Genomic DNA, 22,788 nt, shown 5'->3' on the forward strand with positions numbered 1-22,788 from the left:
GACCGTCCGCTGCCAGAGCGCCGGTGGCGCCGGTACTGCAACCGTAGGCATGCGATCAAGTACCGCATTATGGACTTCTTCGACAACCTGCTAAGTGAGCGTTTGATTCTCCGTTGTCCGTTTCATTTGGCTTGACTGTGTCGCCAGTTGGTCGTGGCTTCCTGGGTGAGGCGACGGGTCATGAGGTTGATGGCGGCCAGTTGGATCATGGCGGCTGAGCGATGGGGGTGGGTTTCGTAGTCGCGGACCAGGCGGCGGTGGTGCATGAGCCAGCCGAGGGTGCGTTCGATGACCCAGCGGCGGGGCTGGACGTGGAAGCCGCGGGTGTTGGGGTCGCGTTGGACGATTTCGAGGTCGATGCCGAGGTGGGCGGCTTGTTCCACGGCTTTCGTCTTGTAGCCGTTGTCGGCCCAGGCTTTGGTGACGGTGGGGTGGCGCTCGCGGACTTTGGTCAGCAGTTGGGTGCCGGCGGCGGAGTCGTGGATGCTGGCGGCGGTGACGGCCACAGCCAGCAGGAGGCCGAGCGTGTCGGTGACGATGTGGCGTTTGCGTCCGATGATTTTTTTGGCCGGGTCGATGCCTTGGCTGGCCAGGTGGACGGTGGCGGAGGTTTAGATGCTCTGGCTGTCGATCAGGCAGGCGCTGGGCTCGCTGGTGCGACCTTCGGCCTGGCGGACTTTGCCGCGTAAGAAGCCGGTGAGCTGGTCGAAGATGCCGTCGGCTTCCCAGTGGGCGAAGTAGCCGTAGACGGTCTGGTGGGGCGGGAAGTCGTGGGGTAGGTAGCGCCAGGGGATGCCGGTGCGGTCGACGTAGAGGATGGCGTTGATCAGGGTGCGCAGGTCGTGGGTGGGTTTGCGGATGCCGTTGCGGGCTTGGCGCCAGGCTTCGAGGGTGGGGCGGATGAGTTCCCAGCGGGCGTAGGAGAGGTCGCTGGGGTAGGGCCGTGAGGGCTGCATGATGCCTGGGTATGCGGTGGCGGCCAGCCTGAGCAGGGCGTGTGTGGGGGTGCTGGGTGCACCGGGGCGTGCGTTCTCAGTTTCGAGTGAACCGGTAGGTTTCTAAATGAGACAGGAGCTTTTGCGAGGAACCCGGCGCATGACTGGTCTGCTGATTGCCGCAGAAGCCGTTCCGGCGGATCGCTGGGGTCGATGCTCGTGTCTGACCGCTGAAAATAGCCATGAACCGTCTGATAGGCGAATCAAACGCTCACTAAAAGAGCGTTTCCTCCCGGTGAGGGTGTTTGATGACAGTTTGGATGCCTGTCCTGGCCGGGGTGGCTGAGCTTTCTGTCGACTGCCGTGACGCCTGTGGCGGGAGACGACCCGCAGAGGTCCGTTTGGGTTTCTTCGCTCCTGTCTGATCCCAAGGCGCCCCAACTCACCCCCGTTTGCGCCCTGTAATCGAGGGGCCGTCGGCGGTACTACCGAAACATGGCCCGACAGCGACCGTATCCGAGTGACCTGTCCGATGCCCGGTGGGAGTTGATGGAGCCCATTCTGTCGGCTTGGAGGGCCGAGCGGAGAGGGAAGGGCCTGGACATCGGCCGCCCACCCGAGCACGACCTACGCCGGGTCATGGACGCCGTCCTCTACGTCGACCGCACCGGAATTCCCTGGCGCTACCTGCCACACGACTTCGCACCGTGGGAAACGGTCTACGGCTACTTTGCCGCCTGGCAGAAGGATGGTGTCTTCGATCAGTTCAACGGGGTGCTGAGGCGGTTGGTCCGGGAGGCGGAGGGCAGGGCGGGCGAGCCGAGCGCGTGCGTGGTGGACGCGCAGAGCATCAAGACGTCGGCAAACGTGCCGGCCGCAGGCCAGGGCATCGACGCAGGGAAGAAGATCGCAGGTCGCAAGCGTCACATCGGCGTCGACACTCTCGGCCTCCTCCTGGCCGTGCTGGTCACCGCCGCGAGCGTCTCCGACAACGCCGGCGGCATCCAGGTGCTCTCACAGATCGCGAAGGCGCACCTGCGGGTGACGAAGGCCTGGACCGACACCGGCTACCGCACCACGGCCATCGACCACGGCGCCCGCCTCGGTATCGACGTCGAAGTCGTCCGCCGTGACCCCGGCGAGAAGGGCTTCAGGGTCATCCCGCGACGCTGGGTCGTCGAGCGGACCTTCGGCTGGCTCATGCACCACCGGCGCCTGGCCCGCGACTACGAAACCCACCCGCACCGGTCCGAAGCCATGATCCGCCTTGCGATGATCGACCTGATGAGCCGTCGCCTCACCCACGAAGCCACGCTGAACTGGCGTGACACATAACTCGCTCGGACAGGCCTCAGCGGCAAGGCGTCAGCCCTCGTCAAAGCCGCGGAAGGCCCCTGATCCATCAGCGGCGTCGGCGAACTCAGCAAAGTCCATGTTGGCGATGCTGAGGTTGGCCGAGACATTAGGAAACCACTGAGCAGGGAGCCTGAACGTCCGCCCAGGCTCGTCCGAGAGGTCCACGGCCAAAAGCGGGTGGCCTGGATCCTTCATCGTGGCCGCGTCAGCCAGAAAGATGTGGATGATCTGGGCGTCTTCATCCGCAGCAGCCTCTTCATCCATCAATGCCTGAACCCCCACACCAGCGAAGCGAAGCTCGCTGACATACGTGGCATGGGGGTACTCGCCAGCCGCGTCGAGCGCGGCTCGAACCGCCTCCCAGGCTCCGTCGTCACCGAAGTCGGTACGCAGCACCAGCGAGGTCAGATCATCAGGCTGAGGCAGAGGCATCCTGTGATCCTCTCACCCAGCGCTGACGTCGACCGTCACACCCACCGCGCCTGCCGAACTCCGCAAACAACCCGGCGATATCAAACACCCCAGCCGGGACAAAACGCTCTTTAAGAGGTCATCTCGTTTGGGGCTGCCATCTCTTGCTCGTGCTGTTGGCGCATCACATCCCGCGATCTGGGCCGTACCAGGGCTCGGGACGTTCGTCGGCGGTCATCGGAAGGTGTTCGAGCTTTACGGGGCCTGGATAGAAGGCGCAACTGTTGGGGCCGCCCATGTCCTCGCCGATCAGATAGCGGTACAGCCACTCGGCGAAGCTCATGCGGTATTCCGACCAGCCGATCTCCCCGTCCTCGACCATTAGCCGCGGGGTGGCAGATCCAGGGAGGAGGAAGATGGTCTCTCCGCGGTCAGTCTCCGCGATCGGCCACAGCCCGTCTCGGCCATGCGGAGGGAGCGGCAGCTCCTTCGAGCAACAGCTCACGCTCGCCGTTGTCCGCACCGGTCAACACCGGCTCGAACAACTGCCTGGCGACGCCGAAGGCGAACTCGGTCTCCATCTGCCCGCCGCGAGCGCTGACCACGGCCACGCCGCTCTCCGCCGCAAGCTCCATCGCGGCTCGTAGCAGCCGGGTCTTGCCGATACCCGCCGAGCCCTCGAGCGCCACGACCGCGCCTCTGCCGGCCTTCGCCCCTGCTATCGCCGCGCCGAGACACCGCAGCTCGCCCCCACGCTCAAGCAGCCGTGGCTGGGCGCCGACCCGATCCAGTCCGTCAGGCACCAGAGACCACCGGGCGAAGGCCCGCTTCCATGGCGCACGCGCGTGCCCGTGAGGCTACCGGCCGGTGGCGTCCCCCACACGCCGACACCGCCCCCGCACCAACCTCTCCCCCACCGACGTTCCTCTCCAGACGCCGCGCGGCACGTACAGCACGTCACCCGGCTACAGGACCAGATCGGCGACCGGTGACGTCGGCGAGGTCGGTACCGAGGACGCGTGCGGTCTGGTGGGCGGGAGGTGACCGGGTCGGATCAACCCCATGATGCGGCAGCGCGCTGGTTGGAGTATCAGCGGTCGCGGCCCTCAGCCCCGATACCTAGCGTCGTGAGCAAAGCCCGACAGCACGAAAGGAGGGTTGGCGGATGCCCATCCTTGCGTATCACCACAGCCCTGACTGGACCAAGGAGCTCTACCAGGCGACCATCGACCAGGTCATTCCTGACCCTAACAACCTGCCGAGTGGGATGATCGCCCACTACGCGGCGCCGCGGGAGGGAGGCGGTTGGCAGGTTGTCGATGTCTGGGAGTCTGCGGAACATCACGACCGCTTTCTTCGCGAACGGGTGCTCCCGGCCGCCCAGGAACTCAACGCGCCTCCCTTCGAGACCGAAATGACCGACCTCTACAACTCGCTGGTCGCTTAGCCGCGCTCGCCACATTGCCTTGTGGGCAGCAGACTGTCTGGAGCCTGTTTCAGGGCCGGTCCGCAGAACGGACAACGGACAGAACTGAAGGGTCTCGTAGTCTGAAAGTCCTCCCTGGCCTGTGGCTGCATCGGCCGGAAGCGGGAGGATGCTCCCCCTCTCCGGAGTGGAGCTTCCACTTTGGTCCGGGGCACTACTGGTGCCCGGGGTGCCAGCACCTCGATTCCGCAGCATTCACAGCGGCCCCGCCCCCGGCCGGAAGCGCCGTGGCCGCTCGATCGTGGGCCGCCCGCAGTTCGCCCAGCCGCTGGCGAAGGAGGAGCTCCGAAGTACGGCGGCCGGCAGCGTCTGCAGCCAGCTCGGCAACCTCTTCGGCGCGGTGGCCCCCGCGCCGAAGGCCCGCCTCGTACGCGGCCTCGTCCTCCGCCACCGCCTGAGGGGCGTGATCAGTGCTTTGCCAGATGAGCCGCCCCTGCGAGTGGAATAGTCCTACCGGTGCGACGCTTCCTCGTACTGCGGCTCGTTACTGTCCGAGGGCCCGTTGGAGTGAACCCGCAGGCAACCCTGCCCGGCGGGCGCCCGATGGCCGCTATGGGTAGTGCCGTGATCAAAAATGTGATGCGTGCTGCGGCCGTCGCCGCACTGACCCTCCTGCCCATGGCCGTTCCGGCTGCCGCGTCCAGTGAGGCCAGGGTGGCGCGGGCCGCGATTGACTGTCCGTCCGGTTACGTGTGTATCTACCCCGAGATCAACTTCGGTGGTCAGCCGTGGGTGAGGCGGGCGGTGGACGGCAGCGTGAAGGACCTGCCCTCCGCGATCCGTGACCGCGGCAGTTCCATCCGCAACAACTCCGACCGCACCGCCCGGTGTATGAGAAGCGCAACCACAGCGGCCGATGGGTGTGCGTCACCCGCAGCGGCGGCTCCATCCACGACCTGCGCGGCTACAACCTCAACGACCAGACCCGCTCCCTGAAAATCAACCGCAACGACTGCGGCTGACCACCCACAGCCCGGGGCGGACCTGAGACGGTTGGCGGCCCCGGCCCGCCATGGGCTGTCGGCACGTCGGCGTCTTGGGCGGGCTGGTGCCAACACCGCCCAGCCGTTCACGCCTCAGCTTGCAGGGCGATTCACTGACCGGATGAAGGCTGCTCTCGTAGACCGCGCGCAGGCGCCCCTCGTACAGGCACACCTCAGCACAGCCCGCTCCTCGTCGTGCTGGTAACGACTCGGCTGCTCGGGCCTGGCAGCCGACGGCAGGTGAGCAACTGCTCGCCCTGCCCACTCCCAGTGGGGCGGCGCAGTCGTCCGGGCCGGAATCGGCATCGGAATGGTCCTCAACGCCGTGGTAGCCCTTCTCGCCGACCCCGCCTGAACCCACGTCAGGCTCGGAAACCTCCAGCAACGTCGACCTCCGAAACACGCCCAGGGTGTTGCAGAAGGCCTGGTGGCGGGCATGTTTGGGTGATGGCTGGCGTGCTGTTTCACCCCGCCATGGCGAGGTTGTGCATGGTGGCCACGGCCTGGACGGCGTGGTGGAGGCCGCCGCCCCTCTGGCGGCAGTCGCGCAGGATCTTCCAATTCTTCATCCGGGCGAAGGTGTGCTCGACGCGGGCCCGCACCCGCTGGTGTTCGGCGTTGTCCTCCTCCTTGCCGCGCAGGAGTGGACGTCCGGCTCGTCTGCGGTGCGGGACGATCAGTCCGGTGCCCAGGTAGGCGCCGTCCGCAATCACCGTCGCGCCCGCCGCCACGTCCGGCAGGACCGACTCGCGCCAGACATGCGCATCCGCCTTGATGCCGGGTGCCGGCCGGGCCGAGGCCACCACCAGGCGGGGGTCGGCATCGATGATGACCTGCACATTCGCCGAGAACCGGTAGTTGCGCGAGGAGTCTGCGACCTGCCGGTCACGCACCGGGACCACGGTGCCGTCCACGATCCATAACCGGTCGGTGCCCGGCACCGGCCTGGGCGCCGGCTCCAGCGCAAGCAAAGGTCCCAGCCGCTGGATGACCCGGCAGACAGTGGCAGGCGAGCAGCCGAAGAGCGGCGCGAGCTGCCGCATCGTGAGGTTCGTGCGGTAGTACACCGAGACCAGCAGCACCCGCTCGGCCAGCGCAAGACACCACGGCCGGCCACCCCCGGGGCCATTGCCGCCGCGCTCCCGCACCGCCCGAAGCAGCTTCTCAAAGCGCCCCATCGGCAACCATGTGAACGTCTCCACCCATACCGGCTCAGCCCTCAACACCCCACCCATACAGGCAAAATGCCCGCCACTAGGCCTTCTGCAACACCCTTTAGCGCAACACGGGGCCCTATGAGGGGTGTGCATCGTGAAGTTGCTGGCTGCTGGCCCCTTCCGCACGCGCTGAGCCGACCACGGCAGGAGTGCTATGAGGCGCTTGGCGCTTGCCCCACGCCGGCCCGTTCGGACCCCAAACCTCGTTACGTGTAGAGGTTATGAAAGAGCGTCACATCAGTGTCCATGATCTCTGCACGACTCCCTCGGTTAAACCTTGATCATTACCGTTACGGTGATGATCTCCTTTACGGGAGCCATATCTCCTATCAGGAAGTACAAGCGTGAAGAAACGCTCTACCCTCGCATGCGCGGCAATTGGTGCAGCAGCTGCCCTTGCCGGGGCTTTCCCTCAGCAGGCCCCGGCCACGGGACAGGACACCGTGACCGCGATCGCCTCGTCCGACAGCATCAAGCCCCAGATATCAACGACTGTCGGTGAAGAGATCAGATCTGAAGTCCTCCTGACGAAGGACGACATCGCCAAGGCGAAGCAGAGAGTCAAGGACGGCGTACCGAAGACCGCGCCGAAGGACGCCCAGCCCAGCGGCAGCCAGAGACGCGTAGACAAGGGCGCCGGCTCCAGCGGCAAGGGCGACGCCAAGGCATTCAAGAACATCATGGACGCGGCACGCTCCTACGCCGCCAAGGCCAAGGAACACCCGTACAAGATCGAAGAGAAGCCGAAGGCGACCACCGGCCTGTCCATGGAGAACGCCAACGCCTGGACACACAGCTACGCCGTCGGTGACACGCCCCCCGCGATCCTTGAGCAGTTGTGCTTCGACAACACCGAGACCCAGTACACGGTCATGTTCGACCGTTACACCTACTGCACCCGGCAGCCGTTCACCATCGACTACTGGGAAGTCGATCCCGTCACCGGAGCCAAGCAGGACCACCTGGGCACCAGTAGCGGCCGCATGGAGATCCTCGGCCAGAACTACACCGACACTCGCTCCACCCGCCAGTTCGCGCGCATCCAGAAGGACTCCGTGTCCTACGACTGGGGCTGGTTCGACAACCTCTGGACGGCGCCCGGGATCGACCTGTCCCTCAACGGCGAGTGCGAAGCGGCTCTGACCACCTGTTCCACGCTCCAGCCGGCGGCAACGATGACGTGGGGAACCTGGAACAACAACACCACCTGGTTCAAGTGGAACAGCAACAGCTCCACCACTGACCCGATGTGGGGCCGGGACAAGGTCGGCGCCCACTACGTCAAGATGCACGCCTACACCGACACCCCGGAGCACAGGACGGAGAAGCCCGCGATCATCGGCACCCGCCCAGTGCGGTGCGACTCAGCGACGTACTTCTCCACCTACCGTCCCGAGACGTGCATCTACCTGGAGGCGATCCCGCGGCTGGAGTACTCCACCGCAGCCGACTCGCCGAACAGGGGAGTTGCCCAGCACATCAAGGACGCCTTCGCCAACCCGAACGCGACATACCCCAGGAGCCAGTACTCGAAGGTCATCCCCGGCATGTACGACGGAACCTACGCCGGAATGGGCCTGCACCGTCTGACCTCCACCCTGCACCAGGCACAGATGGACGCCAACGAGTCGCAGAAGAACGCGGCCTGCTCCCAGACCGGTGACTACGCCACCACCGGCCTGCCGTACACCCTGCAGCCGAAGACCGGCCAGGACTGCGATGAGTACCCGTTCCGCTCCACCCTCGAAGGCGCCGCAAGCCCGGACTGGGACTTCTCCGTCCGCGCCGTCGACAGCACGCAGAACCGCTCCGCTGGCGGCTCCCTGTCTGCCTTCTACGAATCTGACCGCATTCTGGCCTGGGACGCGAACCTTCCGACCCCCTACGACACGAACGACCAGTTCTACGTGCAGATCCACGACTTCTGACCTGCGCTAGGTCGATAAGGTGATGAGGCCGCGTCAGGGCTGGCGCGGCCTCATCTCTTTCCAGGGAAGGCACGATGGATCCTCGCTTGCGGCTTCAAGACCTGGGTGCAGCAGCCATCACGCTAGCTCCCACCACGCCATCGGATCTCCTCGCCGCCCTCGGAGTCAGCAACCCGCAGCCACTTGAGGACGTAGCAGCAGCCTTGCGCGAGCACTACGACGACGCCTGGTTCATGGAGCAGTACCCGGCCTCCGAGCGGCAACCTCCCATGCTGGCCGCATGCCAGATCTCCCGCCAATGGTCTGCCGCCGTGGAGATCTTCGGCGCCACTGGATGGGTCGGCTGCACACCGCGCCTACTACGCGCACTATCCGAGCGCCACGGATTCGCCTGCACCGCCTACTTCGACCAGGAAGACGCGAAGATCTTCCTGTGCGACCAGGGCGCAGACATCGCACAGATCGACGCGACAACGGGAAATCGGATCGGCACGATCAACGCCAGCACCGAGGCAAGGCTGACCCAGGCAGGCTTCCCCCCGGGCGGCTTCCCCGCCATGTCCCCTGAAATGAAAGAGCTGGCCTACGTCAGTCGACTCGGTGCCGTCTTTACCGCGGTCACTCAGTACACCCTTGAGGACTGTCTCGCCGGTAGTTCATGGATCGGCGGCCTCGCTCAGCGGTGACGAGGTACACGAATGGCAAGGCCCCGCAGGCTGGTCGACCTGCAGGGAGGAGTGGACATCGTGAAGTTGCAGTTCACGGATCTGGTGTGCGCGGGGTTCGGTGTGCTCGGGCTGGTCGAGGGCGGATGACTTCGGTGTAGATCATCGGCCAGCGGGAGACTTCGGTTCGTCAAGACGAGCAGGGCCCTCACCAGCGCGGTCGTCCACTTCGGGTCGGTGCGGACCTTGCCGAGCACGCGCCAGTTCTTCAGGTGCGCGAAGCCGTGCTCGACCGGCGCCGTGTTGGACAATTTCTGACTGCGGGTGAGCGGGCGGTGGGGGCGGCCTTGTAGCCGGTGATCACCGCCGGGTCGGCGTCCGGGCCGCTGTCGCCGAGGCCGACGAACCCCAGGTCGGCGATCGCGCCGAGGCCGACCGCCCGCAAGTGGGCGGTGAGTTTGTCGTGACGGCAGGCGGTGATCTCCGACGTGCGTCCCGGACGAGCGGTAGAAACCCAGATCAGCCGTCCCGTGTCGTCGGTGAGGGTGATCACGAGCAGGCCATGGCATTTCTGCTTGCCGGATTAGTTCTTCCGGTTCGCCGCACCGGTGCGTACCATCCCGATCAGCGACGAGGAACTGCGGGATCTGCCGCTGCCGATGGCGAAGGCCATCGAGATCGTCGCGTTCGTGCCGCTGGAATCCGTGGATCCTCTGAGGATCAGCGAAGGCTACTACCTGGTGCCGAGCGGGCAGGTCGCTGCGAAGCCGTACAAGCTGCTGCGCATGGCCCTGGCCCGGAGCAGCAGGGTGGCTGTCGCGAAGTACGCCTGGTCCTGCCGGGAGAGATTGGGCCTGCTCCGGGTGCGGGACGACGTGGTCGTTCTACACGCGATGCGCTGGCCGGATGAGACCAGGTCGCCGGAGGAACTGCTGCCGCCGCCCGTCGAGCTGAGTGACGAGGAGATCGACGGCGCGCTCGCGCTCCTGGACACCATGACCCGCGAAGACTTCGAAGGTGAGGAGTTCCAGGTCACCTACACCGAGGCTCTCTCGCAGATCATCGAGGCCAAGCGAGAAGACCGCGAGCCGCCGAAGCTTCAGTAGCGGGAGGCCAAGCCGGGGCAGATCGTCGACCTGATGGCCGCCTGACCGAGTCCGTGCAGAAGGCCAGGGCCTCGCGCGGCGAGGACGCCGACGTGCACGAGCTGCCGAAGAAGAAGGCCGCGAAGAAGCCGCCGGCCAAGAAGACCGCCCCGAAGAAGACCGCCCCGAAGAAGACCGCGGCCTGCGGCCGCGTTGTGGAAGGCGGCCACCACGAGCAGGTGCGCGGTGGCTTCGTCGTCGGGACTCGCGTACACGGTCACCCCCGGCCCTTGCGAGAAGTGAGCTTATCGCTCATCAGGAACCGCGCTTACTCACGTCTTTGGGTGCAAGGCGGCCTCTTGTGATAATTCCTTACAGTCCTTAAGGTTTGTTCATGGAGATGAGTCTGGGCATCGAAGCCGCCCGCGCGCGACTCGGCGATATCGCCGACCACGCCCGCACCACGGGGCAGGTCACCGCGCTCACCCGACACGGCCGTACGGTCGCCGTCATCGGACCCGCCCACGCCGTCCAGCCTGCTGGAAGCGTCAAGGTCACCCTGTGGCGCGGCGACGACGACCAGGTGTGCGTCCTCCCCGCCCTTCCCCGCATCGGCGAGACGTTCGTGGTCGAGACGAGCAACGGCGATGAGGACCACTGGCTTGTCACGAACATCCAATGGGACCTTCGACCGAACGAGGAACCGTCCGTGAACGTCCTGTGTGATCCCGCAGACGATTACAGCGCCTGGGTGGCCGCCAACCGCCCCACCCCCAACGAGAAATGAGGACGCCGACCGTGCCGATCACCGCGAGTGATTCGATCAGCGGCAGCATCTAAGTCGTGGTCCCGAGCGCGGAAGAGGCGCAGCGCGTAGCCATCAACTACCTGAGCAGCGGCAAGGAAAAGCACAACGTGTTCGAGCACAAGACGGCCACCGATGAATCCGAATGACGTCTCGCGTGGTGCTGGCCTAGCGTTCGCCCATGACCTCCCTGGACGACGGCCTAGACAACAAGCCAGGCATGCGCAGACCTGGACGCTGGATGGACACGGCTGGGCCGGCTGCATCCTAGAAAATCACCAAGCGAAAGCGGAACTCACCGCCTCCTGCGTCACCAACGCTCCGGAGGACTTGCTGACTGCCTTGGCCCGGCTCATCGCTGGCGAGACGGAGGCCCGCGCACAGTTCGAAGCCGAGCCGACGGCCTACCGCTGGATCTTCTATCGCGAAGGCGACGACAGCTGGGTTCGCATGCTAGAGCTGCTACACGGGAGCCACCACGACAACAAGAGCACCGAGATCTGGTCGGCCCAGCTCCCCATCAACGTACTCATCCGAGCTGTGATCCGCTGCTTCGACGAGGTGGCTCGGTCCTATTGTGAGAGCAGTTACCGCAGCAAATGGGGCGAGCACTTCCCTCGAGTCGAGCTCGAAGCCCTCAGACGTCTCTGGCACGCTCGCCGCCGACACGACGACGCATAGCCCGCAGAAGCTTGCTCTCAGGTTGGCTGATGCTCTCGCCTGCGGGGGCCATCGCGTACATGAGCGCGCTGCTGCACGGTATGCGCCGGCGCACCTCGTGGCCGTCGGCACCAAGGAACTCGTGGAGCCTCTCAACCCGGTACTTTCGGTGAAGACCATTGTGAGCGGGGCGGCGGTCCAAGCCGGTCAGAGACCCGAGGGATGACGGGAAAGCCAGTCGGCATGCCGATCGCGCATCTGGTCCCGCTCGGCGGGCGTGGCGAGGAAGACGTCGGCGCCACCGTCGTAGGGGTGGTGGATGCGCAGCATGCGGGTGTCGGTGATGAGGATTCCCGCCACCTTGTCGTCGGCGGTATCTCGCAGCAAGTCGTCGATACAGCCGCGCTGCCAGGGCCGGCGGGCGACGAAGAGGTGGCAGTACGTGCGGAACTCAGGGTCAGGATCGTCCTTCACCAGCAGGCTCTGCCAATACCCCGTTCCGGGTTCCCCTGACGGAACTTCGGCTTCGGTCGTCCAGAGCGGTGTGATCACATACACGTCCTCACCAGCGAACAACTCGTCGAGGACGGTGTTGTAACGCTCCAGGACGACGGTGTACTCGCTCTCGTCCTCCGCATACCGCTTCGACTCCGGCAGGCTGTGAAAACGTACCCAGACATCCCGATACGGGTCACGGAGCTTGTACCCAACCGGAGGGCAGCTGGGCCAACGCTGCTGCCACAGCTCCGTCAGGTCCGCCTCGTCTCCAGACACCCGTCGCACTCGTCCACTCGTCCTCTCGCGCATGAACCCCACCGACGACCATGCTGCCGGTGCTCGCCATTGAGAGAAAGTGGCCGCCGGGTCCGAACTGTCCGATCTCGGTCTGGAGGGAGACGCCGGTGTTGATCTCGTACTGCTCCAACCGGTGATGTCGAGCAGCAGGCCGTTCAGCGGGCCGCCGACCAGTTCGGCGTAGGCGCGGCCCGGCCGTGGTCCGCGGTGGTCGGGTCGGTGCCGTAGATCCGGCCGCATAGCAGCTGCTCTTCGTCGCTGCCCATGTCGCCGAGTCTTCTAGCCGCCACCGACAACGCGAGGGCATGCCCGCGCTGGCGGGGTGGCCGTCGCTGATAGTCCATCTTGCTCGTGTAGCCGCAGCCATGCAGATGGCCCCATCCCTTGCAGGATGGGGCCATCTGCGCATCAAGGGCACTGCTGAGTCAGCCAGCCCGTGCTGCGGCCTCAGCGAAGGATCGCGCCAGCTCGCCAGCCCGCGCTGGGTCCCTGTCGAGTGCCTTGCTGGTCAGCAGTTCCAGGAGCGTGAAGAAGGCGTCGTCGGTCTCCACCCTCACATCCAGCAGCAACGCTAGTTCCCCGGGCCTGTCGAACGGCACCCGGCGGGCTTGCTGTTCCAGGCTCGCGTTTTTGCCCCTCGGCGAGCGGGAGTCGGCGCGAGGCTCGGGGATTGTGTCTGATGCTGCCGGACTCTGCGACGGCTCCCCGTCCCGGCTTGGTGACTCATCCTGGCTGTTGGTTGACGAGTCCTCTTCCGCAGAGCCGGTGATTACGCCGTAATCACCGGCAGGCTGGCCCGGGGTGTCTTCCTCGCGAGCAGCAGCCGTCCTTTGTGTCGCATGGCGCTTGGATGTGCGCGCCGCCTCTTCCTTAGCCGCGCGCTCCGCCTTGAGCTCTTCCAGGGCGGTTTCCTGCTGTTCAACGGGCTTGTTGCCGACCGCGCGCAGCAGATCGATGGGCTCCTCGCCGATGCGGGCCTGGAGTTCAGGACTCAGGTTGAGCAGAGCGAGGCGCTGGGAGACCCAGCCCTGGGAACGGTGGAGCCGCTTGGCAAGGGCTCGCTGGCTGCCGTGGATCTCCAGCAGGCGTTCAAGGGCGCGGGCTTCGTCGAGTTCATTGAGGTCTTGGCGGTGGATGTTGGCGACGAGGGCGGATTCGAGGAGCTCTTCGGGGGTGGAGCCCTGGTCGTCGCTGACCATGACCTTGAGCGTGTCGAGGCCGGCCTCGCGGGCAGCGGCGAGGCGGCTGCTGCCGTCGACAACGACGTGGGTGGTGTCCGGCTCGAGGTCGGCTTCGCGTTCCGGATTGGCCTTGACGTAGGCGTCGCGGTTCATGACCGTGATGGCCTGCTTCTGGCCGTGCGTCTTCAGACTGCCCGCGAGGTCGGTGAGGTCGCCGAGGTCGGACCGGGGGTTGTCCGGGTTGGGGCTGATCCGATGGACGGGGAGTTCTGCGGGTGGGGCGATGCCCTCGGTGGGGACGCCCGTGGCGGCAGCGACGGCCTGGCGGCGTGCGCTGACCGTGCGCACTCCCCCGCCGAATCGGCCGGATCCCAGTTGGTCGGCCTTGCTCACGAGACCTCCCTTGCCAGGGCGCGCATGCCGACGGCCTGCTGTGACTTGGGGGCGTAGGACAGCAGGGGCTTCTTCACGCGGACTGCTTCCTTTTGTTCCTTGAGGTCGCCGATGAGTCCCACCACCCTCGGATCCTTTATGTCCACCCAGCCTTGCAGGGAGGAGGTTGCGATGTATCCGCGGCGGGAGTCGTAGAGGTTGACGACGATGCCGAGGTAGTCGATGTCGACTTGGAGGTCGCCGCGCAGGTCGTCGATCTGGGTGGTGAGCAGTTCGTAGGCGTCGGCGGAGCTGTCCTCGGCTTGGACGACGATGAGGGCCCCGGACTGTCCGGGCTTTTCGCCGTCGCGCCGCCGGCCGTAGTAGGCGGCGGCGTCCATGCTGAGGCCGAGGCTGGGTGGGCAGTCGACGATGATTACGTCGTAATCAGCTTCGAGTGGGGCAAGGGCCCTCTCGAGCGCGGCTTCCCGGGCCCGTACGGCGGACAGGCGTACGTCGAGCAGGAACGCGTCGTTGCAGGCGGGCAGGAGGTGAAGGCGGCCGTCGAAGGTGTCGTCGTCGACGGAGACGATGAGGTCGCGCAGGTCGCCCTTGGGGTCGCCGGCCATGTGGTTGGTGAGGCTGTCACCGTTCAACGGCAGCGGGCTGGCGCCCAGTTGGTTGGTGAGGTGGCACTGCGGGTCGAAGTCGACGAGGAGGACCCGTAGCCCGAGGCCGGACAGGTTCTCGATGTCGAGCGGGTCGGCTCCCGCTTCCGGCTCGTCGTTGTGCGTCTCGCTCGCGCGCAGGGCCTTGGTGAGGGCTTTGGCGACGCGTACGGGGTGCAGCCTGTTGGAGTCCTCGGCCAACGCCTCGCCAAGTCCGGCGGTGACAGCGGTCTTGCCGACTCCGCCCTTCTGGTTGCAGACGACGATGCGTCGGGTGATCGCGGGTCGCTCGATGTTCGGGGCTGGGTTGGCGTCGAGCCACAACTGGACGGACTGGGCCAGGCCCTGGATCAGGGAGACACGCCGGTCGGTTGCGATCTGCCGGAACTCCTCCCACTGCCCGGGGGGCAGGAAGGTGGAGAAGGAGTCGGCGCCGGCGGTGTCGATGGTGTCGGGCGTGGAGGCAAGGCTGCACCAGTCGGTGATGCCTTGTTCGACGGCGGCCTGGATCTCGATGCCGTGCTGGGCCGCTCGGATTTTGAGGTTCTGCCGGAGCCATCCCGGCAGCTTGGAGACGACCTTCTCGCGGTCGCTGGAAGTGGCTGGCGAACTCATGGAGGACACCATACTAACGTTGTAGATCATCTACACCATCGACACGTTAGTTAGACCAACTTGATGCGCTGCAAGCACTCCCCCAGCTGATTACGCCGTAATCACTCGACCGAGAAGCTGAGCAAGTAGCAGCGCACGTCAGCACTTAGCGCACGCGTGGCGCCCGACTGACGCCCGCGACTCACCGGGCATGATCTGAACCGCGCATATGCCGTACTCCCCCGGCGGTTCAGCGCTCGCAGCGCTTGCCGTAACCGGGTACTGCGGCTCAAGGCATCCCACGTCACGCTCCCGCCTTCGCCCTGGGCCGCAATGCCGGTGGCCATGGCGGGCACGCGCCGTGGCGCCTCGCCGTTACGGGGCGGCAGCGGGCACGGCCGCCGACGTCAAGTCAGACGTCGCTGCCCGACTCGCAGCCGCGCCGCAGAAGCGATCGGGAAAACGAGGCAGCTGGGGGCACCGGCTGTCCGGAGTCCGTGTTGACGGCCCCCATAGGAGAGGCCGTCGACACGGCGGGCGGCTTGAGGGTGAGTTACAGCCCAGTGGGCGGCAAGGGCGGTCGGTCCGCCGGTGGAGAAGTGCCTGCACTGAGCCGGTGGTGGCGAGCAGCTCGACCACCTCCGAACCGCTCTGCAGATCGTGTGGTGATGAAGGCGCCTGTGTCAGTGGTGTCTTGCATGATCAGGCGCATGATTCATGGATCTCACGAAGCTCTGCGCTCTCTCGCCTCCGAGCATCTGCCTCGCGACATAGCCGAGAGGTGGCTGGAGCTGTTGCGACCGTCTGTACGACTCGGTGTTGCTACGGGCTCGGACAATGTGACCGGCCATCTCGGCGGTCGGCCGAAGCTTGCGACCAGTGTGGACTGGCCCGTGTGGGAGGGACACGGGCCCCTCTCGTTCATTGCGTCGATCGATTGCGCGGCGCTTCCCGCCCGGACACTGGATATCGACCTGCCAAAGTCCGGGTCTCTCTTGTTCTTCTACTTCGACGGTCAGCTCGATGACGGTGATGCTCTGGTGCTGGCAGAGGACCGGGACAGCTGGGCCGGCGCTCGCGTGCTCTACGTACCGGAAGGCGTAGATGTGCCAGATCGGGAAACGCCGGGGGAACTCCAGCCGTATCCGCTGGTGCCGCTGACAGCGCGGGTGGAGATGACGGCGGCTGAGCCCTGGCATCCGCACATCCGGGAGGCGTTCGCACCGGGTGCTCCGCTCGGGCAGCGCTACGACCATCCCGTATGCAGTCAGGAGTTCCTCGACGCGCTGTGGGAGTTCGACGACACAGTGGGCCATCAGGTCGGCGGCTTTGCGCACTCGGTTCAGAATCCGGTGGAGATAGAGATCGCAGAAGCGGTGCTGGAAGGGGTGTCCTGGGAGGATCCCCGGCTGTCGGACGAGGCGGGCAGCTGGGTGCTGCTGGCGCAGTTCGACAGTGAGGATGCCGCGGGCATGATGTGGGGTGACTGCGGTGCGTTGTACTGGCTGATCCGTCCGCTGGACCTGGCCGATCGGCGCTTTGACCGGGCGATGTTCACCTGGCAGTGCAGCTGACGTCCACAACACCACCCCCTGAGTGTTCGGCAGCCGTCCTCCCGGGACCTTTTCACGGACGACGTCGGGTCGACCGCCAATCGTCGATGTGCCGTGGGCACGGGCCGAGAGCCAGCCGCCAGGCAGGTTTATTGGTCAGACCAAATTGAGCCGACCGTGCGGTCCCTGGTTGATTACGCCGTAATCACCTCACCTGCGGCAAGCATCCGCCGGGAGTGATTACGGCGTAATCGCTCGGCCGGCCAAGGACTCCCTTCCGACGGCAGCAGCCTCGCTCCGAGCAATTGGTCACCAGTCTGGTTTCGCCGACCCAGCTTGGCGTGCAGCGTGGCGGTGCTGGGTCGGCCCATGGCGTAGCAACGCCGTGCGGCTCCGCGAACAGCCACCGAGGCTACTTGCGATGCCCCTTGGTCCGGGCGTGCTGCTGAGCTTGGTCCGCTTTGAGGACACCATTGGTGTGGTGGTCAGGCTGCGAGTGCGGTCTCGTAGTCGGCAGGACTGCGGTAGCCGAGGCTGCTGTGCAGTCGGTGCAAGTTGTACCAGCCCTCGATGAAGTCGAAGATCGCGGTGCGGGCAGGGCTGGGCCAGGAGCTCGTGTCGAGCAACTCCCGTGCATCGGATACAGCCTCAGCGCCGGGGCCGAGACGGCACCGGCCCTGGTGGACAGGCTGATTCGCGGCAACAGCGGGCTCGAGGTCGGCGCGGTCCCGATGGCGACACCGGAGATCTCCCCCGCGGTCGCCGACGGCCGCATCGATGCCGGGATCACCCGCGGTGAACAGCCGGGCCGTGGCGTGCGCCGGTTCCTGCTGCGGCGTGCGCGCGTCGGGGTCCAGTTGGCGCAGCACCATCCGCTGGCCGAACACCCGGAGATCAAGATCGCCGACGCGGCCGCGTATCCGCTGCGACTCCCGGACCGTGCGGCCAACCCCGTGATCCACGATCAGCTGTTCGCACTGTTCCGAGACGCCCGACCACACCTCCGGTTCCACACGCCCGCAGTCTCTTTCGACATGTCTCAGCGCGACCTGCGCGACGGGGTCACCCTCGCCCCGGCCGGAGAAGCCGCGGCCACGGCACAACCGGCCGGTCTCACCTGGCGACCGCTGCGAGGCGCGCCCAGCCTGACGATCCACCTGGTCCTCCCACGCGAGCAGTCGCCGCTACACCGCCGCATCCGTGCCGTCGCCAAAACCCTCGCGCACGAGCTGCATTGGCTGCCGGACTGACGCGCAAGAGGTCAAGCGAGACGGACGCCTGCGGTGGCGAGGCCGAAGACCCTGCGCCCGGCGGACTTCGCGGTGATGACGACGGCGGTCTTGCCGAATGTCCGACACGACCTCGCTACGCCGGCGGATCAGCATCCGATGGTGGCCCCGGGGCCGGTCCGAGTCGTACACCGCGGCGACGTCCTCGCGATTCCAGAGCCGGCGGGAACGGTGGTGTTGGCAGCTCCGGGCGGAGGAATCGAACAGGACGAGACGCCACTTGCCGCATTACGTCGCGAACTACTGAGTGACGCAGGTTCGCGGATGGCATCCGGACACGCTAACTGCCTGGGCAAGGGTGATGTGGTCGAACAAGTGCGCCGAGCCCAGTAGCTCTCTGCCACTGGCCATAGAAGCTGAGCCAGAGCCACGACTCGTGAACATAGCCAGGAGCACGTGCGTCCCGTCGACGGCGTCGACTACGACCAGGTCGCCACCGAGCACCTGAAGCCGCCTCAGCAGTCGGTCGTCCACGAGGTACTCGGGGATCGCCGACCGTCGGGATGGGCGCTGCAAAAGCTGGGCGACGGTGGCGGCCCGGCTGGCGGGGTGCTGCACGCACCGGACTGCGAAGAGGCTCCGCAGGGCGCGCCGCTGCTCGATCGGGATCACGTCCTGGACCTCGCGGAGAACCCGGCGACGCGGCTGTGCACGCTGTGCGGATGCGTTCAGGAACTCACGCCCTCCTGCGTGGCTTTGACCATGGCGCCGACCCTGACCCCGGCCGCAGCCGGGCGGTGCGCCTCCACCAGTTGGACGGCGGCGTGGAGGCCGCGGAGTACCGGGTGTGGGTGCGCACGCCGGAGCACGTGCGCCCTGTCGACGGCGTCGACTACGACCAGGTCGCCACCGAGCACCTGAAGCCGCCGCAGCAGTCGGTCGTCCACGAGGTACTCGGGGATCGCCGACCGTCGGGATGGGTGCTGCAAAAGCTGGGCGACAGTCGCGGCCCGTCCGACGGTGTGCTGCACGCGCCGAGTTCTGTAACTGCTGCGCGAGATCCTCGCCAGTCTCCCCCCAACTCCTCCACGAGATGGATGCTCCGCTCGGGGCGTTTCACGGGCGGCGGTCAGCAAGCTCACGTACGCGGCAAGTCCAGCCTGCTGCGCGCCGTCTACCGCGTCCTGCGCCCCGCGACCGGCCAGGTCAGTGTCGACGGCACCGACGCCTGGCCGCTCCCCCATGCGACAACTGGCCCCAACCGTGGCAGCGGTCGTGCGGGAGTCGGGCGCCGAGTTCGATCTCTCTGTGCGCGAGGTCGTGGCGATGGGCCGCACCCCGCACAAGCGGCTGCTCGACGGAGACACTCCCGAGGACGCCGATCTGATCCGGTCGGCGCTCGAAGCGGTGGGACGCCACCGGCCTGACCGACCGCCCCTTCGACGGGCTCTCCGGCGGCGAACGCCAGCGTTTACTCATCGCCCGCGCACTCGCCCAGCAGCCTTCGCTCCTCGTCCTGGACGAACCGACCAACCACCTCGACATCCACCACCAGCTGGACGTCCTCGGCACCTTGCGGCGGCTGCCCGCGACGGTCCTGGTGGCCCTGCACGACCTCAACCAGGCCGCGTACTACTGCGACCGCCTCTACGTGCTGTGCCACGGCGAGGTTACCGCCTCGGGCCCGCCCACAGAGATCCTCACTCCGCGGCTGCTGGCCGCGGTGTACGGGGTGGCGAGCGAGGTCGCCGTCCATCCTCGGACGGGTGCACCCCAGGTGACCTTCCCGGAAAGGCTCACCCTGCCGCCCCGGTCGAGGCGCCATCTCCTGATCGCTGCCAGTCTTCACCTCACGGTGGGCACCGCTTCGAGCCCGGACTACCCGCGTTCGTCGAAATCACCCGGGGCCGGATACGACTGTTCCTGTCGGGCCCCAGGACGACGCCCCGGCACACTGGTGTACCTCAGAGTCCGGGATATCGGACGCCATCGCCACCGAGTTCGGACGGAAGGTGGAGAACGCCTCGGGGGGCCGAGGACGACCGGCAGCTTCCCCCTCCCGAGCCGAATGCAGCTCGGCAAGTGACTACACCATTTCGCGGGACACGGCCCATCCTGTCTGGCTCCCGGCCGGGAGCTGCCACAGCACTCGACCAGCCTCTGCGTCAAAGGCAGCTTTACGCCAAGTCCACTTCGGCTTTCAGGCTCTCTTCAGCCAGAAACGCTCAGTTGACCCCGCAAACGACTTTGCCAAGTTAACGTGTTTCTTGACTGACCATTGACCGAGCCTTGGTGCATGTAAAAGGTAGTGGACTGCCTGGAGGGGGGCTCATGTTCCGAGTTACGAAGCCCCATACCGTGTTTTCTCGTCACCTTCGGTGCCCATTGCATCCGCGCACACAGCCCGTCATATCAAGGCCAAGGCCCGGCCCGGAATCAAGCCCTCCGGGTAGGCGCTGCGCGACGAGTCCTTCAGTCCCCTGCATACCGACGATCGGCCCCGGGCCGTCGGCTGAGTCTCCGACCGCCGGACCGCCCGCTGATGAAGGCATGCACCTCGGCCGCGTCCGCGCCGGCCGCGCCCCGCATCGCGTACGACTGTACGTCGAGTGGACGTCAGTCCACTCGACGGCCGCTCTGCAGGTGTTCCGCTGCTGAGCAGCAGAGCCCCCACCCCTGTCCTGTAAGTCCGACGCGCACCCCACGGCGCGCCAGGAGGAGTCACCACACCATGCAGCCCCTCATCGACAACGCCCGTTTGTTCGGACAGCGCCCTGAGGAGTTCGCCCACCTCGCCAAGGGACAGTCCCCCGACGTCCTGTTCATCACCTGCTCCGACTCCAGGGTCGTACCGGCGCTGATCACGGGCGCCCGGCCCGGCGAGCTCTTCGAGCTGCGCACCGCGGGCAACATCGTGCCACCGTACGCCTCTGCCACCCCCACCAGTGAGAAGGCCACGATCGAGTACGCCGTGCAGGTGCTCGGCGTCAAGCACATCGTGGTGTGCGGCCACTCTCACTGCGGCGCCGTCGGGGCGGTCGTGCGCCACGACGACCTGTCCGCCGTACCGGCCGTGCGCGACTGGCTCGCGCACGCCGCACACGAACCCAAGTGCTCCGACCCCGGTGACCCGACGGTCGCCGAGGCCGTGCAGAACCACGTGCTGACGCAGCTGGAGCGGCTGCGCTCCTACCCGTGCGTCGAGCAGGGCCTTGAGGCGGGTGAACTCCAGCTGCACGCCTGGTACTACGAGGTCCACACCGGAACCGTGCGGGAACACCGTGCGGAGACCGACACGTTCGAGACGCTGTGAGGGGGTTGAAGACTGTGCTGTCCAAGTTCCCTTACTTAAGGCAGGACTTCCTCGCCTCCATCGTCGTCTTCCTGGTCGCTGTGCCGCTGTGCGTCGGTGTGGCCGTCGCTTCCGGTGTCCCGGCGGAGCTCGGGCTCGTCACCGGCATCGTGGGCGGCCTCGTCACCGGGCTCATGCCCGGCAGCAGCCTCCAGGTGTCGGGTCCGGCCGCCGGATTGACTGTGATCGTCTTCGAGGCCGTCAGCGAGTTCGGCGTGGCCGCGCTCGGCGTGATCGTGCTGATGGCCGGTCTGCTCCAGCTCGCCATGGGCTTCCTCGGCATCGGCCGCTGGTTCAGGGCCATATCCGTCTCCGTCGTCGAGGGCATGCTCTGCGGCATCGGCCTGGTGATCATCGCCGGGCAGATCTACGCGGCGGCGGGCCTGAAGGCCCCGGAGACCGGCATAGGCAAGATCGCGGGGCTGCCGGGGGCGTTCACCGACACCCTGGCCAGCACCGGGGCTCTGATCTCGCTCGCGATCGGCGCGGGCACCATCGCCGTCATCGTGCTGTGGAAGAAGCTGCCGAAGGCCGTGCAGTCCGTGCCGGGCGCCCTCGCGGCGGTGGTCCTGGCCACGGTCGCCACGCTCGCCTTCAGCCTGCCGGTCGCCACCGTCGAGGTGGAGGGCCTGCTCGGCGTCATCCAGCCGCCCGGGACCGAGGCCCTCAGCCAGCTGGCCGGCCCGGCCATCTGGGGCACGATCATCGCGTTCGCGCTGATCGCCTCCGCGGAGAGCCTGTTCAGCGCGGCGGCCGTGGACCGGCTGCACGACGGTCCGCGCACCCAGTACAACAAGGAGATGATCGCCCAGGGCGCGGGCAACACCGTGTGCGGTCTGCTCGGCGCGCTGCCCATGACCGCGGTGATCGTCCGCAGCTCGGCCAACGTCGCCGCGGGTGCGAAGACCAAGGCGTCCCGTGTGCTGCACGGCGTGTGGCTGCTGCTCTTCGCCGCCGCGATGCCCTGGGCCCTGGCGCTGATCCCGCTGCCCGCCCTCGCCGGCATCCTGGTGCACGCGGGCTGGAAGCTGATCCCGTTCCGCCAGGTCGTCGCACTGTGGCGGGCCCACAAGGGCGAGGCCCTGATCCTCGTGGTCACCGCCGTGTCGATCGTCGCCGTGAACATGTTCGAGGGCGTGCTCATCGGTCTGGCCCTGGCAGTCGCCAAGACCGCCTGGGACGCTTCGAACCTGAAGACGGATGTCATAGACAAGGGCGCCGGTCCCATCCAGGTCTACCTGTCGGGCAACGCGACGTTCCTGCGGCTGCCGAAAATCCTCGACAATCTGGAGGCCCTGCCCCAGGACCGCCCGGTCGAGCTGGACCTCTCGGGTCTGCACCACCTCGACCACGCCTGCCGCACGGCCCTGGAGAGCTGGGCCGAACGCCACAGCGCGACGGGCACGGAACCCGTGAAGGTCACCGAACCGGCGAAGGTCACAGCGGACACCTGACCCGCTCAGCGGCCGTGCGGTGCGCACCATGGGTGTGCCGCCCGGCCTGGCCTGTGTTG

26 protein-coding genes and 4 pseudogenes are annotated in these 22,788 nt (G+C 66.6%); 18 read left to right on the plus strand and 12 right to left on the minus strand.

What is annotated here, in order from left to right:
- Positions 1-122 precede the first annotated feature (122 nt).
- A pseudogene (locus tag QC385_RS14960) lies at positions 123-956 on the minus strand (IS5 family transposase).
- 474 nt (positions 957-1,430) lie between these two features.
- Here QC385_RS14960 and QC385_RS14965 point away from each other — a divergent pair.
- Entirely contained in the window at positions 1,431-2,270 is an 840-nt protein-coding gene (locus QC385_RS14965) for an IS5 family transposase (protein WP_279541792.1), read from the plus strand.
- A 30-nt stretch (positions 2,271-2,300) separates the two neighbouring features.
- Here the strand turns inward: QC385_RS14965 and QC385_RS14970 are convergent, their stop codons facing one another.
- The 3 genes from QC385_RS14970 to QC385_RS14980 all read right to left on the minus strand — a co-directional run bounded on the left by QC385_RS14970 (position 2,301) and on the right by QC385_RS14980 (position 3,505).
- Complete coding sequence (locus QC385_RS14970; protein WP_279541793.1) at positions 2,301-2,723, minus strand: DUF6924 domain-containing protein; 423 nt, start codon at positions 2,721-2,723, stop codon at positions 2,301-2,303.
- A 163-nt stretch (positions 2,724-2,886) separates the two neighbouring features.
- Complete coding sequence (locus tag QC385_RS14975; RefSeq protein ID WP_279541794.1) at positions 2,887-3,084, minus strand: hypothetical protein; 198 nt, start codon at positions 3,082-3,084, stop codon at positions 2,887-2,889.
- A gap of 49 nt (positions 3,085-3,133) precedes the next feature.
- Entirely contained in the window at positions 3,134-3,505 is a 372-nt protein-coding gene (locus tag QC385_RS14980) for an AAA family ATPase (RefSeq protein ID WP_279541795.1), read from the minus strand.
- Between the two features lie 362 nt (positions 3,506-3,867).
- Between QC385_RS14980 and QC385_RS14985 the strand changes: the two genes are divergently transcribed.
- The 4 genes and pseudogenes from QC385_RS14985 to QC385_RS15000 all read left to right on the plus strand — a co-directional run bounded on the left by QC385_RS14985 (position 3,868) and on the right by QC385_RS15000 (position 5,150).
- Positions 3,868-4,149 carry a hypothetical protein gene (locus QC385_RS14985; RefSeq protein WP_279541796.1) on the plus strand — a complete coding sequence of 94 codons (282 nt, stop codon included), beginning with the start codon at positions 3,868-3,870 and terminating at the stop codon, positions 4,147-4,149.
- A gap of 208 nt (positions 4,150-4,357) precedes the next feature.
- Positions 4,358-4,636 (plus strand): hypothetical protein, encoded by a 279-nt coding sequence (locus QC385_RS14990; RefSeq protein ID WP_279541797.1) that lies wholly within the window; start codon positions 4,358-4,360, stop codon positions 4,634-4,636.
- Between the two features lie 170 nt (positions 4,637-4,806).
- Positions 4,807-4,959: pseudogene (locus QC385_RS14995) on the plus strand (peptidase inhibitor family I36 protein); the annotation flags it as partial.
- Between the two features lie 56 nt (positions 4,960-5,015).
- Positions 5,016-5,150: a hypothetical protein gene (locus QC385_RS15000; protein WP_279542082.1), complete on the plus strand. Its 135-nt coding sequence runs from the start codon at positions 5,016-5,018 to the stop codon at positions 5,148-5,150.
- 485 nt (positions 5,151-5,635) lie between these two features.
- On the opposite strand, the gene QC385_RS15005 is transcribed toward QC385_RS15000, so the two are convergent.
- A complete protein-coding gene (locus QC385_RS15005) occupies positions 5,636-6,406 on the minus strand; it encodes a transposase family protein (RefSeq protein WP_279541798.1) in 771 nt (256 codons plus the stop codon).
- A 425-nt stretch (positions 6,407-6,831) separates the two neighbouring features.
- Between QC385_RS15005 and QC385_RS15010 the strand changes: the two genes are divergently transcribed.
- Positions 6,832-8,316, plus strand: coding sequence for a NucA/NucB deoxyribonuclease domain-containing protein (locus QC385_RS15010; RefSeq protein WP_279541799.1), 1,485 nt, complete (start codon positions 6,832-6,834; stop codon positions 8,314-8,316).
- Between the two features lie 74 nt (positions 8,317-8,390).
- A complete protein-coding gene (locus QC385_RS15015) occupies positions 8,391-9,002 on the plus strand; it encodes a hypothetical protein (RefSeq protein ID WP_279541800.1) in 612 nt (203 codons plus the stop codon).
- Between the two features lie 247 nt (positions 9,003-9,249).
- Here QC385_RS15015 and QC385_RS15020 read toward each other — a convergent pair whose 3' ends face one another.
- Entirely contained in the window at positions 9,250-9,534 is a 285-nt protein-coding gene (locus tag QC385_RS15020; RefSeq protein WP_279541801.1) for a hypothetical protein, read from the minus strand.
- A gap of 55 nt (positions 9,535-9,589) precedes the next feature.
- Here QC385_RS15020 and QC385_RS15025 point away from each other — a divergent pair, with 55 nt between their 5' ends.
- The 4 genes from QC385_RS15025 to QC385_RS15040 all read left to right on the plus strand — a co-directional run bounded on the left by QC385_RS15025 (position 9,590) and on the right by QC385_RS15040 (position 11,552).
- A complete protein-coding gene (locus QC385_RS15025) occupies positions 9,590-10,087 on the plus strand; it encodes a Ku protein (RefSeq protein WP_279541802.1) in 498 nt (165 codons plus the stop codon).
- 92 nt (positions 10,088-10,179) lie between these two features.
- Positions 10,180-10,431: a hypothetical protein gene (locus tag QC385_RS15030; protein ID WP_279541803.1), complete on the plus strand. Its 252-nt coding sequence runs from the start codon at positions 10,180-10,182 to the stop codon at positions 10,429-10,431.
- Between the two features lie 29 nt (positions 10,432-10,460).
- The gene (locus tag QC385_RS15035) at positions 10,461-10,853 is read left to right on the plus strand and encodes a hypothetical protein (RefSeq protein ID WP_279541804.1); all 393 of its coding nucleotides are present in this window, start codon (positions 10,461-10,463) and stop codon (positions 10,851-10,853) included.
- Between the two features lie 153 nt (positions 10,854-11,006).
- A complete protein-coding gene (locus QC385_RS15040) occupies positions 11,007-11,552 on the plus strand; it encodes a hypothetical protein (RefSeq protein WP_279541805.1) in 546 nt (181 codons plus the stop codon).
- A gap of 186 nt (positions 11,553-11,738) precedes the next feature.
- Here QC385_RS15040 and QC385_RS15045 read toward each other — a convergent pair whose 3' ends face one another.
- From QC385_RS15045 to QC385_RS15060, 4 genes are all read right to left on the minus strand, one after another.
- Positions 11,739-12,305 carry a DUF3885 domain-containing protein gene (locus tag QC385_RS15045; protein ID WP_279541806.1) on the minus strand — a complete coding sequence of 189 codons (567 nt, stop codon included), beginning with the start codon at positions 12,303-12,305 and terminating at the stop codon, positions 11,739-11,741.
- Positions 12,306-12,481: 176 nt separating this feature from the next.
- Positions 12,482-12,670, minus strand: coding sequence for a hypothetical protein (locus tag QC385_RS44215; protein ID WP_443032905.1), 189 nt, complete (start codon positions 12,668-12,670; stop codon positions 12,482-12,484).
- 81 nt (positions 12,671-12,751) lie between these two features.
- Positions 12,752-13,900: a ParB/RepB/Spo0J family partition protein gene (locus QC385_RS15055; RefSeq protein WP_279541807.1), complete on the minus strand. Its 1,149-nt coding sequence runs from the start codon at positions 13,898-13,900 to the stop codon at positions 12,752-12,754.
- Entirely contained in the window at positions 13,897-15,162 is a 1,266-nt protein-coding gene (locus tag QC385_RS15060; protein ID WP_279541808.1) for a ParA family protein, read from the minus strand. Before QC385_RS15060 ends, QC385_RS15055 begins: the two co-directional genes overlap by 4 nt.
- An 818-nt stretch (positions 15,163-15,980) precedes the next feature.
- Between QC385_RS15060 and QC385_RS15065 the strand changes: the two genes are divergently transcribed.
- Positions 15,981-16,715, plus strand: coding sequence for a YwqG family protein (locus QC385_RS15065; protein WP_279541809.1), 735 nt, complete (start codon positions 15,981-15,983; stop codon positions 16,713-16,715).
- 464 nt (positions 16,716-17,179) lie between these two features.
- Here the strand turns inward: QC385_RS15065 and QC385_RS44030 are convergent, their stop codons facing one another.
- Entirely contained in the window at positions 17,180-17,320 is a 141-nt protein-coding gene (locus QC385_RS44030) for an IS3 family transposase (protein ID WP_443032906.1), read from the minus strand.
- A gap of 9 nt (positions 17,321-17,329) precedes the next feature.
- On the opposite strand from QC385_RS44030, the gene QC385_RS15070 reads away from it, so the two are divergent.
- From QC385_RS15070 to QC385_RS44220, 3 genes and pseudogenes are all read left to right on the plus strand, one after another.
- The gene (locus tag QC385_RS15070) at positions 17,330-17,944 is read left to right on the plus strand and encodes a LysR substrate-binding domain-containing protein (RefSeq protein WP_443032920.1); all 615 of its coding nucleotides are present in this window, start codon (positions 17,330-17,332) and stop codon (positions 17,942-17,944) included.
- Positions 17,945-18,082: 138 nt separating this feature from the next.
- On the plus strand, positions 18,083-18,316 hold the full coding sequence (locus tag QC385_RS15075; protein ID WP_279542072.1) for an NUDIX domain-containing protein: 234 nt from the start codon (positions 18,083-18,085) through the stop codon (positions 18,314-18,316).
- Between the two features lie 216 nt (positions 18,317-18,532).
- A pseudogene (locus tag QC385_RS44220) lies at positions 18,533-18,601 on the plus strand (DUF6233 domain-containing protein); the annotation flags it as partial.
- A 50-nt stretch (positions 18,602-18,651) separates the two neighbouring features.
- Here QC385_RS44220 and QC385_RS44225 read toward each other — a convergent pair.
- Entirely contained in the window at positions 18,652-18,954 is a 303-nt protein-coding gene (locus QC385_RS44225; protein WP_443032923.1) for a hypothetical protein, read from the minus strand.
- Positions 18,955-19,071: 117 nt separating this feature from the next.
- Here QC385_RS44225 and QC385_RS15090 point away from each other — a divergent pair.
- The 3 genes and pseudogenes from QC385_RS15090 to QC385_RS15100 form a co-directional block, all read left to right on the plus strand.
- A pseudogene (locus QC385_RS15090) lies at positions 19,072-19,709 on the plus strand (ABC transporter ATP-binding protein); the annotation flags it as partial.
- A 945-nt stretch (positions 19,710-20,654) separates the two neighbouring features.
- Complete coding sequence (locus tag QC385_RS15095) at positions 20,655-21,236, plus strand: carbonic anhydrase (RefSeq protein ID WP_279541811.1); 582 nt, start codon at positions 20,655-20,657, stop codon at positions 21,234-21,236.
- 5 nt (positions 21,237-21,241) lie between these two features.
- Positions 21,242-22,729, plus strand: a complete 1,488-nt coding sequence (locus QC385_RS15100; RefSeq protein ID WP_279541812.1) for a SulP family inorganic anion transporter — start codon at positions 21,242-21,244, stop codon at positions 22,727-22,729.
- Positions 22,730-22,788: the final 59 nt, after the last annotated feature.

It is taken from the genome of Streptomyces sp. DH10, from assembly GCF_029813805.1.
Classification (GTDB): domain Bacteria; phylum Actinomycetota; class Actinomycetes; order Streptomycetales; family Streptomycetaceae; genus Streptomyces; species Streptomyces coeruleofuscus.